Source organism: Providencia sp. PROV080 (genome assembly GCF_033688105.1).
Lineage (GTDB): Bacteria > Pseudomonadota > Gammaproteobacteria > Enterobacterales > Enterobacteriaceae > Providencia > Providencia zhejiangensis.
In genome coordinates this window covers 3,412,996-3,429,985 of the sequence record NZ_CP096346.1, presented here as the reverse complement: position 1 = coordinate 3,429,985, position 16,990 = coordinate 3,412,996, and the positions used below count along the sequence as shown (strand labels likewise).

18 protein-coding genes are annotated in these 16,990 nt (G+C 40.6%); 17 read left to right on the top strand and 1 reads right to left on the bottom strand.

Annotation, left to right across the window (positions count from 1 at the left end; genetic code table 11):
- Window positions 1-17: 17 nt before the first annotated feature.
- Window positions 18-536 (bottom strand): FKBP-type peptidyl-prolyl cis-trans isomerase N-terminal domain-containing protein, encoded by a 519-nt coding sequence (locus M1F03_RS15385; RefSeq protein WP_272661165.1) that lies wholly within the window; start codon window positions 534-536, stop codon window positions 18-20.
- Window positions 537-1,695: 1,159 nt separating this feature from the next.
- On the opposite strand from M1F03_RS15385, the gene M1F03_RS15380 reads away from it, so the two are divergent.
- From M1F03_RS15380 to M1F03_RS15300, 17 genes are all read left to right on the top strand, one after another.
- On the top strand, window positions 1,696-2,055 hold the full coding sequence (locus M1F03_RS15380; RefSeq protein WP_196713600.1) for a helix-turn-helix domain-containing protein: 360 nt from the start codon (window positions 1,696-1,698) through the stop codon (window positions 2,053-2,055).
- Window positions 2,056-2,262: 207 nt separating this feature from the next.
- Window positions 2,263-2,790, top strand: coding sequence for a fimbrial protein (locus M1F03_RS15375; RefSeq protein ID WP_251464655.1), 528 nt, complete (start codon window positions 2,263-2,265; stop codon window positions 2,788-2,790).
- A 38-nt stretch (window positions 2,791-2,828) separates the two neighbouring features.
- A complete protein-coding gene (locus M1F03_RS15370; RefSeq protein ID WP_081335911.1) occupies window positions 2,829-3,368 on the top strand; it encodes a fimbrial protein in 540 nt (179 codons plus the stop codon).
- Window positions 3,369-3,431: 63 nt separating this feature from the next.
- On the top strand, window positions 3,432-5,963 hold the full coding sequence (locus M1F03_RS15365) for an outer membrane usher protein (RefSeq protein WP_251464653.1): 2,532 nt from the start codon (window positions 3,432-3,434) through the stop codon (window positions 5,961-5,963).
- 79 nt (window positions 5,964-6,042) lie between these two features.
- Window positions 6,043-6,807, top strand: coding sequence for a fimbria/pilus periplasmic chaperone (locus M1F03_RS15360; RefSeq protein ID WP_251464652.1), 765 nt, complete (start codon window positions 6,043-6,045; stop codon window positions 6,805-6,807).
- Between the two features lie 46 nt (window positions 6,808-6,853).
- On the top strand, window positions 6,854-7,480 hold the full coding sequence (locus M1F03_RS15355) for a fimbrial protein (protein WP_251464651.1): 627 nt from the start codon (window positions 6,854-6,856) through the stop codon (window positions 7,478-7,480).
- A 15-nt stretch (window positions 7,481-7,495) separates the two neighbouring features.
- A complete protein-coding gene (locus tag M1F03_RS15350; protein ID WP_061064387.1) occupies window positions 7,496-8,014 on the top strand; it encodes a fimbrial protein in 519 nt (172 codons plus the stop codon).
- Complete coding sequence (locus M1F03_RS15345) at window positions 8,014-8,541, top strand: fimbrial protein (protein ID WP_251464650.1); 528 nt, start codon at window positions 8,014-8,016, stop codon at window positions 8,539-8,541. The genes M1F03_RS15350 and M1F03_RS15345 overlap by 1 nt, the downstream gene beginning before the upstream one ends.
- On the top strand, window positions 8,507-9,097 hold the full coding sequence (locus tag M1F03_RS15340; RefSeq protein WP_251464649.1) for a fimbrial protein: 591 nt from the start codon (window positions 8,507-8,509) through the stop codon (window positions 9,095-9,097). The genes M1F03_RS15345 and M1F03_RS15340 overlap by 35 nt, the downstream gene beginning before the upstream one ends.
- A gap of 171 nt (window positions 9,098-9,268) precedes the next feature.
- Window positions 9,269-10,288 carry a hypothetical protein gene (locus M1F03_RS15335; protein WP_251464648.1) on the top strand — a complete coding sequence of 340 codons (1,020 nt, stop codon included), beginning with the start codon at window positions 9,269-9,271 and terminating at the stop codon, window positions 10,286-10,288.
- A 244-nt stretch (window positions 10,289-10,532) separates the two neighbouring features.
- The gene (locus tag M1F03_RS15330) at window positions 10,533-11,111 is read left to right on the top strand and encodes a fimbrial protein (protein WP_251464647.1); all 579 of its coding nucleotides are present in this window, start codon (window positions 10,533-10,535) and stop codon (window positions 11,109-11,111) included.
- A gap of 46 nt (window positions 11,112-11,157) precedes the next feature.
- Complete coding sequence (locus M1F03_RS15325) at window positions 11,158-11,856, top strand: molecular chaperone (RefSeq protein ID WP_251464646.1); 699 nt, start codon at window positions 11,158-11,160, stop codon at window positions 11,854-11,856.
- Window positions 11,831-12,385, top strand: coding sequence for a fimbrial protein (locus M1F03_RS15320; RefSeq protein ID WP_272661153.1), 555 nt, complete (start codon window positions 11,831-11,833; stop codon window positions 12,383-12,385). Before M1F03_RS15325 ends, M1F03_RS15320 begins: the two co-directional genes overlap by 26 nt.
- Window positions 12,351-12,920 carry a fimbrial protein gene (locus M1F03_RS15315; RefSeq protein WP_251464644.1) on the top strand — a complete coding sequence of 190 codons (570 nt, stop codon included), beginning with the start codon at window positions 12,351-12,353 and terminating at the stop codon, window positions 12,918-12,920. The genes M1F03_RS15320 and M1F03_RS15315 overlap by 35 nt, the downstream gene beginning before the upstream one ends.
- A gap of 10 nt (window positions 12,921-12,930) precedes the next feature.
- Complete coding sequence (locus M1F03_RS15310; protein WP_318839996.1) at window positions 12,931-13,614, top strand: molecular chaperone; 684 nt, start codon at window positions 12,931-12,933, stop codon at window positions 13,612-13,614.
- Complete coding sequence (locus M1F03_RS15305) at window positions 13,611-14,363, top strand: molecular chaperone (protein WP_251464642.1); 753 nt, start codon at window positions 13,611-13,613, stop codon at window positions 14,361-14,363. The genes M1F03_RS15310 and M1F03_RS15305 overlap by 4 nt, the downstream gene beginning before the upstream one ends.
- 45 nt (window positions 14,364-14,408) lie before the next feature.
- Complete coding sequence (locus M1F03_RS15300) at window positions 14,409-16,970, top strand: fimbria/pilus outer membrane usher protein (protein ID WP_318839995.1); 2,562 nt, start codon at window positions 14,409-14,411, stop codon at window positions 16,968-16,970.
- Window positions 16,971-16,990: the final 20 nt, after the last annotated feature.

Genomic DNA, 16,990 nt, shown 5'->3' with positions numbered 1-16,990 from the left:
ACTCACGGCTATAGATTCTAAAAATGGGTAGAGCTTTGCCTTTCCAATTCTAAACAAGCTTTTTCTAAACCCCCCTTACAAGCCAGCTCAAAATAGTAGCGTGCGGCATAGGGTGAAGCATTTTCTACTTCACCTTTTTGCATTAGCCACCCTAAATTATATTGTGCATAAGCATTACCTTGCCCTACATAGTTAATTTTATAGGAATAGCCTAGCGGGTCAGAAACAACGCCTTTTTGTTTTGACCAATTAGATAAAAAGTTTTTTGCCAGTTTAGCTTGTTCTTCTTTTTTAGAATCACGATTTTTTGTGACTGCTGAATTAGAGGCAATTAATGCTGTCTGTAATTCGGTTGGTGAAAGTAAAGAGCGACCCTCAATAGCATCAGTAATACCGGCTAAATATGCTTTTTTATCCATATCTTGACCAAAAGATTGATTCTCTTTATGGATAGTCATTGCATCTTGGCCAATAGCAATACCGGCAGCATAAGCTTGTTTTAAAGCTTCACTGCCTTTTAATTTTTCAACCGCTATGGGTTGTTTGAGAGATAGCGCTTGTTCGATTGCTATTTTTTGTGCTTTTTCTGATTATTCGAGTCTTTGACTTAATAATTTTATATTATTTCTCAAATTGAGATTGTCATTTTTGGATTTATTTAGAGAGTCTTCTATTTGAGACTGTGGTTTTTCTTGTTCAATAAAATTAATAGCTCATTATTAATTTTATTCAGCTTAGCTTGTAATAGCTCTTTCTCTTGTTGTTGAATCTGTATTTTATATTGTCTCTCATTAATACTTAATGCTTGAACTTTCTGGATGAGTATCTTCAATTTTAGTTGAGGTAATTGAATTCGACTTTCTTTATCATCATAAGGTTGGTTCTTCTTAATGCTTTTCAAGCGTTTTTTTCTTCATACTCATTAGCGAACTTTAATAACCCAGAAAGTTGATTTCCATTCGCTGACAGAGAATGTGAAAAGATAAAGCTTGATGAGGTTATCGACAAATAAGCAGTATAGTGAATGATTTTATTCATAATAAGATCTCGAAAATAAGTAAGCCACTTTCATTTAATGATGACTTTTCCAAAGTGGATTAGGTATTAATGATAATTTTTAATAATTAAGAAGGATTCTATCAGAATATAAATGAAAAATAAATATTCAATAAAAATAAGTTTTCTATCTCATTTAATGTTGAATAATTAGTGTTATTAAAATCATATTACAGATATTACAAAATATAATATCCAAAAAAGAAGGGGGTATAAAAAACAGGTGCAAATATAACTAATTGATTTTATTTGATTTGTTTTGTTTTGAACATCTAAATAAAATTTTTTCACATTATCATTCCTAGGTGTTATCACTTAATATCTGAAAAAGTGTAAATTTTAGAATTATTTATCTATTTAACAGTCTTTTTGAGATTTACTTAAAATAAAACTCTGGGCTAATTTGTACCTTCTTAATAAGAATGTTGAATGTATCAGGGGAATGTGATTTTTTGTGCTCTGATTACTCGTTATTTGGATATTTAGCTTATATCAATAACTGCTTGATAGATATTGGCTTGTTTGATTTTATGTGGCAGGTAAAGTAAATTTATTTGCAACAGAGCGAGGCAATAAACATTTTCGTACAAGCGGGCTTTAATAAATGAAGTTAGTTGTATCAGGAATTGGGAGCCTAATATGATAGTGGAACAAGAAGTGTCAAAAAGTATTTTTATGACTGCGGTAGGAAAAGAGATATTTCGTTTAAGGAAGAAGCGAGGGTTAACGGGTAAACAGTTGGCTGAAAAATTAAATGTCTCTCAGCAGCAAATATCTCGGTATGAAAGAGGGGTCTGTAATATTAATGTTGATACTCTCTTTGTTATTTTACATGAGTTAGATTGTAGTTTAAGTAATTTCTTCAGTTCGGTTTATCTTAATATTAATGATATGGAAAAGAATGTCAGTTCTCATTATATTAATTTATTTTTGCCTCCAGCTCCTTACTATAAAGGTGAGAATGCTCTGTCAGCAAAGATGAATAATTTAGTCGGCTAATACTAACGTAGTCGATTAATATTTCACTGAAGAATGTTGAGTTATTTAAAGTTTTAAATTTAACTGAGAATAAAGAAAATACTTTCTGTTTTCAGAAAGTATTCTATTTGTTTTTATTTATTAAAAATAAATACCATTAATTATTTAACCAAGCGAGCTTATTAATGGCTTGCTCTTTTTAGTATTCATCGTAAAGGCGTAACCAATATGAAAAAGATTCTTTTAGCAACTCTGATTTCTGGCGCAATGAGCGCATCAGCTATGGCTGCTCCAGTCAGTGCAGGTCAAGGTACTGTGACTTTCTATGGCTCTATCATCGAAGCTGCTTGTGGTATTGCACCGGAGTCAACTGACCAAACGGTTAACCTAGGTCAAGTAGCATCTGCACAGTTAGAGGATGGTGGTACTTCTCGTCCAGTGCCATTCACTATCGAGCTGGTTGACTGCGATACAACTACTCTAAAAGACAATACGGCAACCGTTACCTTTACGGGCGGTGTGAACCCTAACTTGGCGGATTCACTGGCTATTCAAGGTCAAGCATCTGGCGCAGGTGTTCAAATTGCCGGTTTAGGTGGCGTACCTGTGAAATTAGATGGCTCTGCGGGAACTGACCTAAAGATTCAAAATGGTGACAACTCGCTGCTGTTCTCTGCTTATTTGAAAGGTGATGGCGAAACTATCGTTCCAGGTGAATTCACTGCACTGGCTAACTTCACCATGAGCTACGAGTAATTAGAACACTAGCGTGTCATTCAAAGGAGGGTAAAACCATGGGGCGTCAAGCAGTATTCGGATGGAGTGCGTTACTCCTCGCGACGAGTTTTACCTCACCTTTGGCGCACGCAGCTGGGCAAGGTGCAGGTACGGTGACCATGAACGGTGAAATTACCGATGCAGCCTGCACAATTGCCATGGAATCCCGTGATCAGATCATTGATATGGGGGTGTTGCCGATTGGCACGATCCGCCAAGAAGGCCAAGGTCCCAAACAAGATTTTGAAATTCAGTTGGTGAACTGCAATTTAGTCAAACACAGTGACCCAACGCAAACGTGGCGCGCACTGCGCATGACTTTTGATGCGCCGGCAGATAATGGGTTATTTCAAGTGTTTGGTGAGGCGCGGGGTGTGGGGTTATTGATGCAAGACGCACAGTTGCGTCAAGTGATACCGGGTGAAGCGTCCCCAGAGCACGATATTGTGCCACCGAGTATGCGGCTGGCTTATCAATTACGCTTGGTCTCGGATTCTCGGCCATTGAGAGCTGGGCCTTACCAAAGTTTGATCCGCTTTAAAGTCGATTATTACTAAACCGCTGGCAGCGATTTTATTGGCACTTCTTTTTATTGTGATTGTTCACGAGGGATATTTTTTATGTCTTTACCAAAGGCCACTCCTTTTCGCCTTGCACTGCTGTCGCTGTCCATTGCGTTTGCCTTGGGTGGTCACGGCGAAGCCTTTGCATCGGTGTCGACAGAGACTATCCAATTCAATACTGATGTATTGGATGTGGAAGACAAAAAAAATATCAACCTTGACCACTTTTCCCGTGCGGGCTACGTGATGCCGGGAACCTACAGCTTGGCGTTAAAAGTCAATGATGATGCCTTGCCGGAAGTCAAAATTCCTTTTTATGTGCCCGACAATGATCCGCAAGGCAGTGTGCCGTGTTTGTCACCTGAGATAACGGAGCAACTCGGGCTGACGGAAGAGAGCCTGAAAAAGCGGACTTGGTGGCACAATAACCAATGTTTAAATTTGGATAGTTTGCCGGGTATACAGGTACGTGGCGATCTCTCAACCTCTTCATTGTACGTGAGTATTCCACAAGCTTACATGGAGTATACGGCCCCTAATTGGGATCCGCCATCGCGTTGGGATGAAGGGATAGCTGCGATTTTGTTGGATTACAACATTAACGGTAACACTTATCGCCCGCACAACAAAGGTCATAATACCTACACCTTAAACGGTAACGGGGTGGCGGGGGTAAACTTAGGTGCATGGCGTTTTCGTGCGGACTGGCAGGGACGTTTAAATCACGCCACTGGCTCGACGCAAGCGGTCAATCGTGATCTGCAATGGAATCGATTTTACGCCTTTCGTGCGCTACCAGCTCTCGGAGCCAAACTGATTTTGGGTGAAGATTACCTGAACTCAAATATGTTTGATTCGTTCCGTTTTATTGGCGCCAGTTTGCGCTCGGATTTGAACATGTTGCCGCCGAATTTACGCGGCTACGCACCGGAAGTAACGGGGATCGCACAATCCAATGCGACGGTGACGATAAGCCAGCAAGGGCGTGTGATTTATACCGAACAAGTGGCACCGGGCCCGTTTCGTATTCAAAACTTGAGCGATGCGATCAGCGGGACGTTAGATGTCAAGATTGAAGAGCAAGATGGCACGGTGCAAGAGTATCAACTTGATACCGCCAACTTGCCTTACTTAACTCGCCCAGGGCAGATCCAATATAAGTTGGCGATGGGTCAGCCAAATAGCGTTGACCGCCATAAAGAAGGTGACAACTTTATTACGGGTGAGTTGTCGTGGGGGGTGAATAACGGTTGGTCGCTGTTCAGTGGTTTGATTGGCAGCAAAAACTACCAAGCGATTTCAGCGGGTATCGGTCGTGACTTACTGGCATTTGGTGCCCTGTCGTTTGATATCACTCAATCGTTCGCTCGCTTAGCCGGTGAAAACACCATTAACGGCGGTTCTTATCGTGTCAGTTACGCAAAACGTTTTGATGCCATTGACAGCCAAATCCAATTTGCGGGTTATCGCTTCTCCGAGCGAGACTTTATGAGTATGTCAGACTTCTTACAGGCAACGAAAACAGGCATTCGTTATGGCGGCAGCAAAGAGCTGTACACCATTTCACTGAGCAAAAACTTCCGCGATATCGGCATGTCGTTGTATTTGAACTACAACCATCAAACCTATTGGGATCGACCGGAAAACAACTACTACAGCCTGACGTTATCCAAATATTTTGATGTCGGGGCGATTAAAAATGTCAGCGTTAACTTGTCGGCCAACCGCAGTATGTATAACGGGGTGACCGATGACAGTGTTTATTTATCGACCTCGTTCCCGCTGAGTAATGGCGCCAATATGGGGTATTCCTTAAATAGCAGCCGCTATGACACGGTTAATCGGGTGACTTACCATGACCGTATTGATGCACGCACCAATTATCAGCTAGGGGTCGGCTCAAACCGTAAAGGGGCGAGTGGAACAGCGTATATAACTCACCAAGGTGATACGGCGCGTGTCTCGGGCAATGCGAGTTACGCCAATAATCAATATACCGCGTTTGGGTTATCGGCAACGGGTGGGATTACGCTGACGGCAGAAGGCGGTGGTGCACACCGCATGAGTGTCCCTGGTGGAACTCGCCTACTGGTGGACACTGATGGCATTGCCAATGTCCCCGTCAAAGGATTTGGGGCACCGGTGACCACCAATCTATTTGGTAAAGCAGTGGTTGGTGACATGAACAGTTATTACCGCAGTAAAGCTCAAATTGACTTAAACGCGCTGCCAGATGATGTGGATGCCCAACAATCAGTGGTGCAAGTGACCTTAACCGAAGGGGCGGTGGGTTACCGTGAATTTGCGGTTGTGGCAGGGCAAAAAGCGATGACGGTGTTGCGTTTACCGGATGGCAGTTCCCCTCCGTTTGGGGCGCAAATATTCAATACAAAAGGCCAAAGCACCGGCATCGTAGGAGACAGCGGCAGTGCGTATATCAGCGGTATTGAGCCAAACTCCCTAATGACCATCCAGTGGGGAGACGATGACGGGTGCCAAGTGGCTTTCCCTGAGAGTATCGATATCAACAATCCATCGCTGTTGTTGCAGTGTACTCCGCTAGTAGCAAAGCAGTTAGCGCAGCGATAACACACGTTAGCACGGCATGAACAGAATTTGCGGTGACGCGATGGTGTCTCCGAGATGACATTAAAAAGGTTATAACAGCATGAAACTGAATAAAAAATACGCTTTTATCGCGGGTGTGATGGGTGTGATGTGTTTAAGCAGCATAGCACACGCAGCGATTGGTCTTGACCGTACTCGGGTGATTTTCAACGGTGACCAAAAATCGATGTCACTCAACATTTCTAATAACAATAAACAATTACCGTATTTGGCACAGGCATGGATTGATGATGCCGAGGGCAACAAAATTACTTCGCCATTGGTGGTATTGCCGCCAGTGCAGCGTGTGGAGCCCGGCAAATCTAGCCAAGTGAAAATCGAAGCCCTGCCAGCGATTAGCACCTTGCCACAAGATCGCGAGAGCTTGTTTTACTTTAACTTGCGTGAAATACCACCAAAAAGTGATAAGCCAAACACGTTACAGATTGCCTTACAAACACGGGTGAAAATGTTCTATCGCCCGAAAGCGATTGTACCGGCAAAAATGGGCGCACCATGGCAAGAGAAATTAACCCTGCAAAAGCAAGGAGATACGGTAATGGTCAAAAATCCAACGCCGTATTACGTGACCGTGATTAATGCGGCAGACAGCCTGAAGGCGTTGGACAGTAAAGATAAAAAAGAATTCAAACCTATTATGCTGCCACCATTTGGTGAAAGTGCGTTAGGAGTGAGTGCCAATACATTAGGACAGCGTCCGGTCGTGACTTACATCAATGATTACGGTGGGCGTCCAAACTTGACCTTCCAATGTCAAGGTAGCCAATGTCACGTGGTGCCGAACGATAAGCCTGCGACACCGTAAACCATTACATTTGCTTTGTCTGCATCATGACGATAAGGAATAACCGATGACACACAAATTATTAAATCATGCTGTCACCTCTGTGTTGTTTGGCAGCGTACTTGTCTGTTCATGGGGCAGTCAGGCAGAAGATAACAACACCCGTTTGTATCGTCCTGTGGACAACTGGCAGGTCGATGGTGCCAACGGTGCGTTGTATGTGTCGGGTTCACTGACTGAAAGTCCGTGCCGTTTAGCGATGACCTCGGCGTATCAAGCGATTGAGTTGGGCAATACTGAAACGTCGGAACTAAAGGCAGTCGGTGATAAAGGACGGCCAACTGCTTTTCATCTTGAATTACAAGATTGTATTGAAGTGGCCAGTGCATTGGAAAATGTTCAGACCGGGCAAACGGCGTGGAGTAGCACGCAACCGGCGGTGAAAATTCGCTTTATTGCGCCAACGGTACCGTGGATGCCGGATTTTGCCAGAGTGACTGGCGCACAAGGGATTGGTTTAGTACTGAGTGATAAGGCAGGGCAAATCTTGCCTTTAAATCAGAAGAGTAATCCAGATCTGCTGCCGTCAGGGCAATCGACGCTGACCTATTATGTTTCACCGGTACGTACCGCCGCACAGATGCAGCCGGGTGCATATTCGGCTCTTATTTCTTTTGAAATGCTGTATGAGTAATAGGAGCTGTCAACAATGAAAGGGATGGTAAGTCATCGGTTTTGGTTGTGTGCAGTAGCATTAGGGTTCAGCGGTGCTTTTTCAATGATAAGCCAAGCGGGTTCGGATCGATTGTCATTTGAGGTGAAGTTTACTGTGGAGCTGAAAACCTGCGATATCAATAATAATCAAACCATTGAGGTCGATTTTGGTGACATGATCATTAATAACATTGATGGTGTGGCGTATGAGCGGCCGATACCGTACAGCTTACATTGTGATGATGCGGTTAATGGAACGTCTTTGAATTTGTTTTTTGAAAATAATTCAGGGGCAAATTTTACGGCGGGCGGCTATCGATTACTAAGAACTGACAGAACTGGTTTAGGGCTACTGGTGAAGCAAAATGGTCATCCTTTCTCATTTAATGATGAGATCCCGTTTACCTATGGCAATGAGCCCACATTAACGGTTGTTCCGGTGAAAAATGCGAATGTCGGGTTGGATGATGGTGAGTTTGACGCTTCCGCATTACTGACGGTGGAGTATAACTAATGAAACTTCAGCGATTCAATCAGTCAGCGGCTTGGTGTGCGATAGCAATATTGCTGCTTAGCTTCAATGCACCGTTTACGAATGCATCAACACGCGTCAATTTTACCGGTAATCTCATTGGCAATCCTCCCTGTGATATCACGGGGGATAATGATCCCATTATGGTGGATTTTGATGAAGTCGGGATTACCAAAATTGATGGTATTAATTACATGCAGAATTTCTCATTGAGAGTCACTTGTGGCGATGATCTCGGGAACGATGTACGACTTTATCTGGGTTATACAGGGATGGAGGCCAGATTATTCGATAATAATGCTGTGCTGACTAATCGCGATGGCCTTGCAATCCGTTTGTATTATCAAGGACAAGTCGTTGCGCCGGATGATGCCAATATCCCGATTGTGATGTCGAGTGGTGGCTCTGCTGTTATTCCGTTATCAGCTGTTCCCGTCAGAGACCCAGCGGTGGATTTACTGGAAGGTGATTTTTATGCCACAGGCACAGTCGAAATACGCTATCCGTAAGGTGGATGAGATGATGATGAAGAAAGTTTTTAGCGGGAGTTGCACCTTATTATTGTCGAGTTTACTGTTTTCGTCATGGTTAGTAAGGGCGGACTCCACAGTCGACATTCACTACAAAGGTACATTGATTGCGTTGCCTTGCACTATCGTCCCAGGTACTGAAGATCCTTATTATTATTTAGGGGTAACGCCAACTAAGTCTCTGTACCGCTTTACACGCACATCGGGGTTTTTGATTACGTTTGAGCTAAAAGATTGTGATACATCATTGGGCAGTACAGTAAAAGCCTCATTTTCAGGCCCTGTGAACAGTGAGGGGTTACTGATGTTTACTCCTGGTAGCGAAGCAAAAGGGGCAGGAGTTGGCTTAGAATATTTGGACGGTCGCCCTATTCCGATAGACGGAACAACTGATTATGCTGTACCTCTAAGAGATGGAGATATGACCATTCGTTTAAAGGCTTATGTACAAGGTGAGCGAGAGGCACTGGCGAATAAAAGTTTAGTGCCAGGAAATTTTGAAGCAATAATGACTTATACGTTGAGTTATGAGTAATAGAATATAGATAATGTAATGGTGTTACTCATTATATCTATTTCTTTATTGGTATTTCGTTCTTCAATGGATGCTAGGTTTTTTTATTAACACCTTTGTTTGAAAACAGAAATAAATATTTATTTTAATCATGTGTATTGAGTTATTGACTCGGTAATATGGTGGGACAATATGAATAGATTAGTTATTCTATTTTTTACAATGATATCATCGTATGGTTACGGTGGTTCAGCAGACTATTTATGGAGCGGCCAAGGAAGTGGTGCAGGAACTGGTGCAGTACTAGATCCTCAATATGAGATAGTTCATACTGGTTATGCACAATCAATACCAACAGGACGCTCATGGCAAGGGCGTGGCAGTGATGGAGTTACTCGAACTATCAGTGAATTACAAGTCTCCTTTCCAGGAACAATGGAAGTCGCACTTCCGAATGAGTGCTTAGGAGGTCAGGCATTTATTGGTATTGTTGTACTTCGACCAGGTATGGGACCTATATATCAAGAGTCATATAAAGCAATGTATGGTCCCAATAGCTCAGGAGGAGTATCTATAGGTTCCTATTATGGTATTAGTAATACTGGGCCTGAAAACCCTGTCATTGTTAGATATCAGGCACAATCTTCTACAGGTAATATCTATGTTGTATCTGGGCCTGCAGGATTTTACTCACCAATAACAGGACGCCCTCCCGGGGGCCCAAGCCAAGGTTCTCCTTATGTATTTAGTGCTGGAGATTCTCCTGATGTAGTTCCATATATTGACCATCATAATGGCCCTTGTGGAATGAAATATAATCTTGGCGATCCACCTATATATATTCCACCAATTGTGGATCCAAATAATGACCTTGTGTGTAATTTTGACATTGATGGCGATATTAACTTAGGAACTATTTCGAGTAATTCGGCAGGAGAATATGAATCAACGGTATTAACAACCCAATGCAATGGAGATGCGACAATTACAGGATCTATTGTTACTGCTGATGGTTCTGGTAATCCCTATACACAAGGTGGCGTTACAATATGGGTACCATTTGAAATTTCGATAAATGGGACAAGTGGAAGCTGGACTGTGCGTGAAGGAATACTGGATAGGAAATCCATTTATGGAATGGTTCAGTCTGTCGGGAATATTATTCCAGGAGAATATAGTAAATCGATGATCGTTCGATTGGAATTCGAGTAATTAATATTAGAAATAAATCAATAAAATTGAGTTTTAAATTAGCAGAAGAAAAATATCAAAAATGATTCTCGATGATCTCTGTTTATCATTTGATGATGCTATATAAAAATCCAAATATTGTGATTTATTTTAAACAAAATGCCCATTGAAGGGTAATAAAGTAATTTCTATAAAAATCTAGGGTCAGAATAACTCTGTCTCTATGTGGTGTCGCACGTTTATATCATTATAAAAGAGGTTCAATATGAAAATTAAATTAGCATCTATCGCTGCATTAATGTTAGCGGCTGGCGTTGCAAGTTCTGCTATGGCAGCAACAACAACAACGGTAACTTTTAAAGCACAATTGCAGAAAGGAACTTGTGATATTGCAACAAGCTCTGGGTCGATTGTTGACTTTGGTGTTTTCACCTCTGAGAGCGTGACTCAAGGTCCAACAACATCCATTGCTAATAAAGACTTCAACTTAGTATTAACTAACTGTGCCGGTGCTGAAACTACCTCTGGCGCATTAAGTTTATACGCAGATGGTCAAGCAAGTATCTTTAATCCCAATCTCTTTGCTAACACAGATGCAAAAACATTAGCAGTGGGAATTAAAACTAATCCTGCTTCAGGCACTGCCACTGAAATTAAACCAAACCAATTAATCAGTGTGAATCATTCACTGGTGATGAGTACGGATGATGAAGGTGCTGCTACTGATGTTGATGGTAATGCGGTGAATTTACTACCAATGCAAGCAGATCTGTTCGCACTGAATGGTGCTAACGATACAGATATTCTGAATGTTCCTGTTATCTTTAGCGTAGCTTATAACTAATTAAAGTAGGGTGATTACAATTTTGTAATCACCCTAATAAAAGCCTATGAAAAACACACTGTCGTTAAAGGTTTGGCTATTTATTATTGTAGCTAATTTCTTATTGCTAAATAATTTTGCTTACTCCGCAGGAGTCGGTATTGATGCAACACGCATTATTTATCCACAAGGTGAAAAAAGTGTTTCTGTAACACTAAGAAACAATGATGAAAAAACGAATTACCTCACGCAAATCACGATAGCGAATGAGCAATATCCTGATGCTTTTGAAGTGGCACCACCTTTGTTTCGTTTAGACAAAATGAGCCGACAAGATGTGCGCATTATGTTGGTCAATAATCAACTGCCGAAAGATAGGGAGTCTGTTTTTTATTTCAAAGCCCGCATGGTACCGGCGAGAGATAAAAACAGCGAAGGGGTAATTATTGGTTTTGATAATATTATCAAATTATTTTATCGACCTACAGATTTAAAGCAAACAGCCAAAGAGGCACAGTCATCACTAGTATTTAAAAATGTTGGTAATAAAACTGAGGTTATCAATCGTTCACCTTATTACATCAGTCTATTTAGCGTTACGCTGAATAATAAAGTGATGACTATTAGTTCAGATAATAAAAATAACATGATAGCACCATTTTCAAGTATTAATTTTGACCTAAAAACGCCAAAAGGGGCAATAGCAAAATGGACTGCAATTAATGATTTAGGGGGTTATGATGGTTATTCAGCAGAAATTCAATAAGTATTTTTTAGGGGTATTATTGCCAGCAGTTTTACTACCTAAGGTCAGCTTGTCTGATGAAAGTGCGACGATTTATTTTAGTGGTACGGTAGCTAATGCAACTTGTGAATTCGCCGCAGATAGCGATCAGGAAGTTATTTTTGATGAACCTTTTAGCAGCAGTGTACTGAACGCACTACAGCCGGGCGAAGAAAGTGATTATCGCAAGTCTTTCACGGTGGAATATAGCTGTGAAGGGATCTCAGAGGACACCGAATCCATCGATATTGTGATTACACCATTAAGCAGTACACACATAAAAAATAACGTGTTGTATGAAGATAGCGCGATCAATGTGGGTTTTTTATTGATGAACTGCGGTGATGACAATGGTGCATGTGAGGAAGTGATTTTTTCTGGCGATGAGGCAATCGTCGAGTCAGGGACTGGTGAGCATTATTTTGAAGTTGTTGCCGCAAAAATTGACAATCAAACCATAACATCAGGTGATATTGATGCTGCCATTGAACTCTCATTACAAATACCATAATAAGAAAAAATATTGGGTTACTTTTTCTTTCTTATTTTGTTTATTGTTTTCCATTTCAGTGAAAGCTGATAATGATTCGATCCATTTTGAATTTACAGCTTATGTTGATCAAGAGCCCTGTGACATTATTGTCGAAGATCTTTATGAAGCTTCTGATGAAATTGATTTTGGCATTGTATCAATACAGGACATTATTGAGCAAACGCAGAGGAGAAAGTTTGAAATTATTCTTCAAGATTGTGAAGGTGATTTTTCAACCAGCTATATTCAAATGACGTCTGGAAGTATTGTTGATGGCTCTGATGGCTATGTCTTTAATAGTGATCCCGATGCTTATTTTGGTGTCGCTATCATGGATGAAGATGAACAAGAGAATTTTGCGGTTGGAGATATCGTTTTTGATGATATTGACTATGGAGATGAAAATATTATCTTAACCGCAGTATTAGCCTGTTATGATCTTAGACAAAGCTGTTCGGAAGATGATGTTGGTGACTTTACCGCTCATGTCACTTTTAGCTATTTTTCAGATTAGGGCGATTATAATGAAAAAAATAACGCTTACTGTCTTCTTATTTTTTTTCTCTTTTTTTACTTATTCTGCTGGTTTAAGTTTAAATAAGACTCGGATCATTTTCAATGAAGGTGATAAATCTGCATCTGTGACATTTAAAAATAATGTGGGATCTCCCTTTCTTGTTCAAAATGAAATTTATGATGTAGATAATAAAAAAAGCGATTTTTTTATTATTACACCTAATATTTTTAGAGTTGAAAAAAACTCAACCTTTATGATGCGTATTTTTCCTGCATCATTAAGCTTATTGCCAAAAGATCGTGAGAGTGTATTTTATTTTAGCTCAAGAGCTATTCCACCAAAGAAAAATGATGAAAAAGGTAGTGGGAAATTATCCATAGTTACAAATTTGGTTATTAAACTTTATTATCGGCCTAAAAACTTAGATATGGCAGTTAAAGACTCGTATGGAAAGATATCAGTGAGCTATGCAAATAATACATTAACCATCAATAACCCGACACCGTATTACACGACACTGGTTGATATGAAGATGAATAATGTGCGTAAAATAAAAAATAAAATGATCGCACCGTATTCGAATATCACTATCCCAGATATGGCAGGGCTGAATTCTTTTTCATGGCGAATAATGAACGATTATGGTGGTGCGACTAAGCCATTCATATTTGAAAATAAGGCTAAAAAATGAAAATAATTTCATTTGTTGTATTATTTTTCGGATTATTAAATGCTCACCAGGTTGCTGCAAAAAATACTAGCAGTGGTTTGCGTTTTCCGAGTGAAAGATTAGTTTTTCATCAAGAAAGTCGAGGGCTCTCATTCTTATTAAAGAATAACGATCACAATGCCTACCTTGTTCAAGCGGATATTGCGATCCCTGATGAATCAACAGGGCTGAATGTAAAAAAGGAGAACTCAATTCCTTTTATGATCACACCACCTTTATATAGGCTAGAGGCAAAGTCAGAATATAACTGGCAAATAAAAAAAATTGATAATTTAAAAAAATTACCGCAAGACCGGGAATCTGTGTTCTTTATTCGATTAAAATCCATTCCACCGAAAGGCACTAAGAATACGGTGAACTTTAAAAAAATGGATGGGGCTTTAACCTTATCGAAAGTTTTACATTATAAGTTTTATTATCGACCAGAAGCAATTAAGAATCTTAAAATAGCCAATGTTAAGGATAAATTAAAATTTACTCTTGATGATGGAAAACTGATTGTGAATAACCAGTCTCCACTTTATTTAACCTTTGGGAAATTAGCGGTGGGTCAACATCAAATTGACAATATGCAACTGTTTAAATTAATTCCACCTTTTGGAAAACAAAGTTATTCATTACCGAAAGGGAATTATGCGAATGCCACGGTGAAATGGCGATTATTAAATGAATTCATGCTGGAAATGCCAGAGCAAACCCAAAAACTATAAAAAAATCACTGAGAGATAACTATGAAATTATATCATTCGTCTAAGATGAAAAGTAGAATTTTTTATCTAAGCTTTATTTCGTATTGTCTTGGCATTGCTGGTTATTCTTATGCAGAGGATTACTTTGACCCAAAACTATTGTCTTTACAGTCAGGAATGGATCCGAACTCAATCGATTTATCTCAATTTGAAAAAGCCAATAGCGTGCCTGAGGGTAAATACAATATTACGGTATTTATTAACAAAAGAGACATGGGCAATATGGATGTCACTTTTGTAAAAGGCCGTGATGGTGATGTTTTCGCTGAATTCACTAAACCGATGCTCGGTGAGCTTGGGGTGAATTTAGCGTCGCTTCCGACGCTACAAAAGCTCACCGATGATGAAAAGATGATTGCGTTAGGGGATTACATTCCTGAGGCGTTTGTGAAAACCAATCTGTCTAAACTGACCATGGAAATCAGTATCCCACAGATTTATATGGACAATCGTGCTAATGGCTACGTACCAGAAGGCATGCTGGAAAATGGTATTCCGGCTATCCTGCTGTCTTATCAACTTAATGGCAGCCATAGTCGTAATAAATCTCAGCGGGAAACGCAAAATAATGATAATGCTTTTTTGAGCATGCGTGGTGGTGTCAATTTAGGTGCTTGGCGCTTGCGCTCAAATTATCGTTATTATTATTCGAACTCCGAAGGACGCCGTAATTACACTAATCGCACATCCACTTTTTCAAACACCTATGTGATGCGAGCCATTAACGCGTTACGGGGTGAGGTGTTGGTGGGGGAAAGTTCAACGGGCAGTAATGTGTTTGACAGTATTCCTTTTAAAGGAATTAAGCTGTTTTCGAATGAAAAAATGCTGCCTTCCAGTATGCGTGGTTTTGCTCCTGAAATTAATGGCATTGCACAATCTAATGCGCGGATCACTGTCAGCCAAAATGGTAATGTGGTGTACCAAACTTATGTTGCACCGGGGCCTTTTAGTATTAAAGACTTATACCCAACGGGGTCTTCAGGAAATTTACAGGTCAATATCAGTGAAGAAGATGGCTCTGAAAGAACGTTTGTTTACCCGTACTCTTCATTACCGGTGATGTTAAGACCGGGTGGCATGAAATATGAAGTCACAGCAGGGGAATATAACGGCAATTTAACACGCTCTTCTAAACGTGCTAAATTTTTGTTGGGTAGCTTGGTTTATGGCTTGCCTCATGATGTGACCTTATACGGTGGTTCTTTATTCTCTAAAGATTATTTTTCTGGGGTGATGGGAACAGGAATTTCATTGGGTAATTTTGGTGCTTTGTCAGTCGATATTACCCATGCAGCGGCTTCTTTTGTTTCCGGTGATCGAAAAGAAGGCCAATCGTTTCGGATTAAATATTCAAAAAGCTTAACCTCTACAGGAACTAATGTCGATTTAACTGCATTACGTTATTCCACTCGACATTTCTTCAGCTTCTCTGATTTTAATACCCATAATTATCAGCTCAATGATGGGGTGGCGCCTTGGTTAGGCTTACGTCAACGTTCCAGCTTCCGAACCGCGCTTTCACAATCACTGGGCAAATATGGTTCGATTTATTTAAGTGGCAGCCGTACTGATTATTGGGACTCCAATACTGAAACTACCCAATTATCGACAGGGTATAACGGTAATTTTAAAGGGGTGAATTACAACGTCAGTTATGCGATTGACTACAGAAAATCCGATAGCCGTAATGATTGGCCTAAAAATCATCAAATTTCTTTCAATGTGAATGTGCCTTTCAGTTTATTTACCAATGAAGAGCACTTACGAAATATGAGCAGTAATTATTATATTTCCAAAAACAACCGCGGTAACTATAGCCAGCAAGTCGGGCTGCACGGTTCATTATTGGACAGAGACTTGTCTTATTCTGTTTCACAGAGTATGGGAAATAACAACCAAGAAAGTAATAGCGCCATTAGTCTGAATTACAACACCTCAAAAGGCAGCTTTTCTGGGGGATATAACTATTCATCAAGTTCTTCTTCTGTGAATGCGGGTGTCAATGGTGGGATGGTGATCCATTCAGGTGGCGTGACACTAGCACGAACATTAGGCAATTCGGTGGTGTTAGTTGAAGCACCGGATGCGGATGGGACCTCGTTAAATCAAGGTAATGCAAAAATTGATATGTTTGGTTATGCGGTTGCCCCGAACGTGAACGAATACGCCAAAAATACCATTGGTTTGAATGTGAATACGTTACCCGATGATGTGACGTTACCAAAGACCTCGCAAAACGTTTACCCGACGAAAGGCGCGGTGGTTAAAGCGAAATTCCCAACACGTGTCGGGATGCAGGCACTAATTTCACTAACCTATCGAGACGGTGTGATCCCTTTTGGGGCGATTGCTAAGCTGGTTGATGATGAAACAAATGAAGAAAACACCAGTATTGTGGGTGATAACGGCCAACTTTATATGAGTGGGTTACCTGATTCCGGAACATTGCTGATCCAATGGGGAAATAGCCACAGTGCATCGTGTGGTGCTCATTATTCTCATTTGAAAGATATTGCAGTAACGGAAGACAACCCAATTAGAAAAATTAACTTAACGTGTCAGTAATCAGCGTGAAATGGCGAATA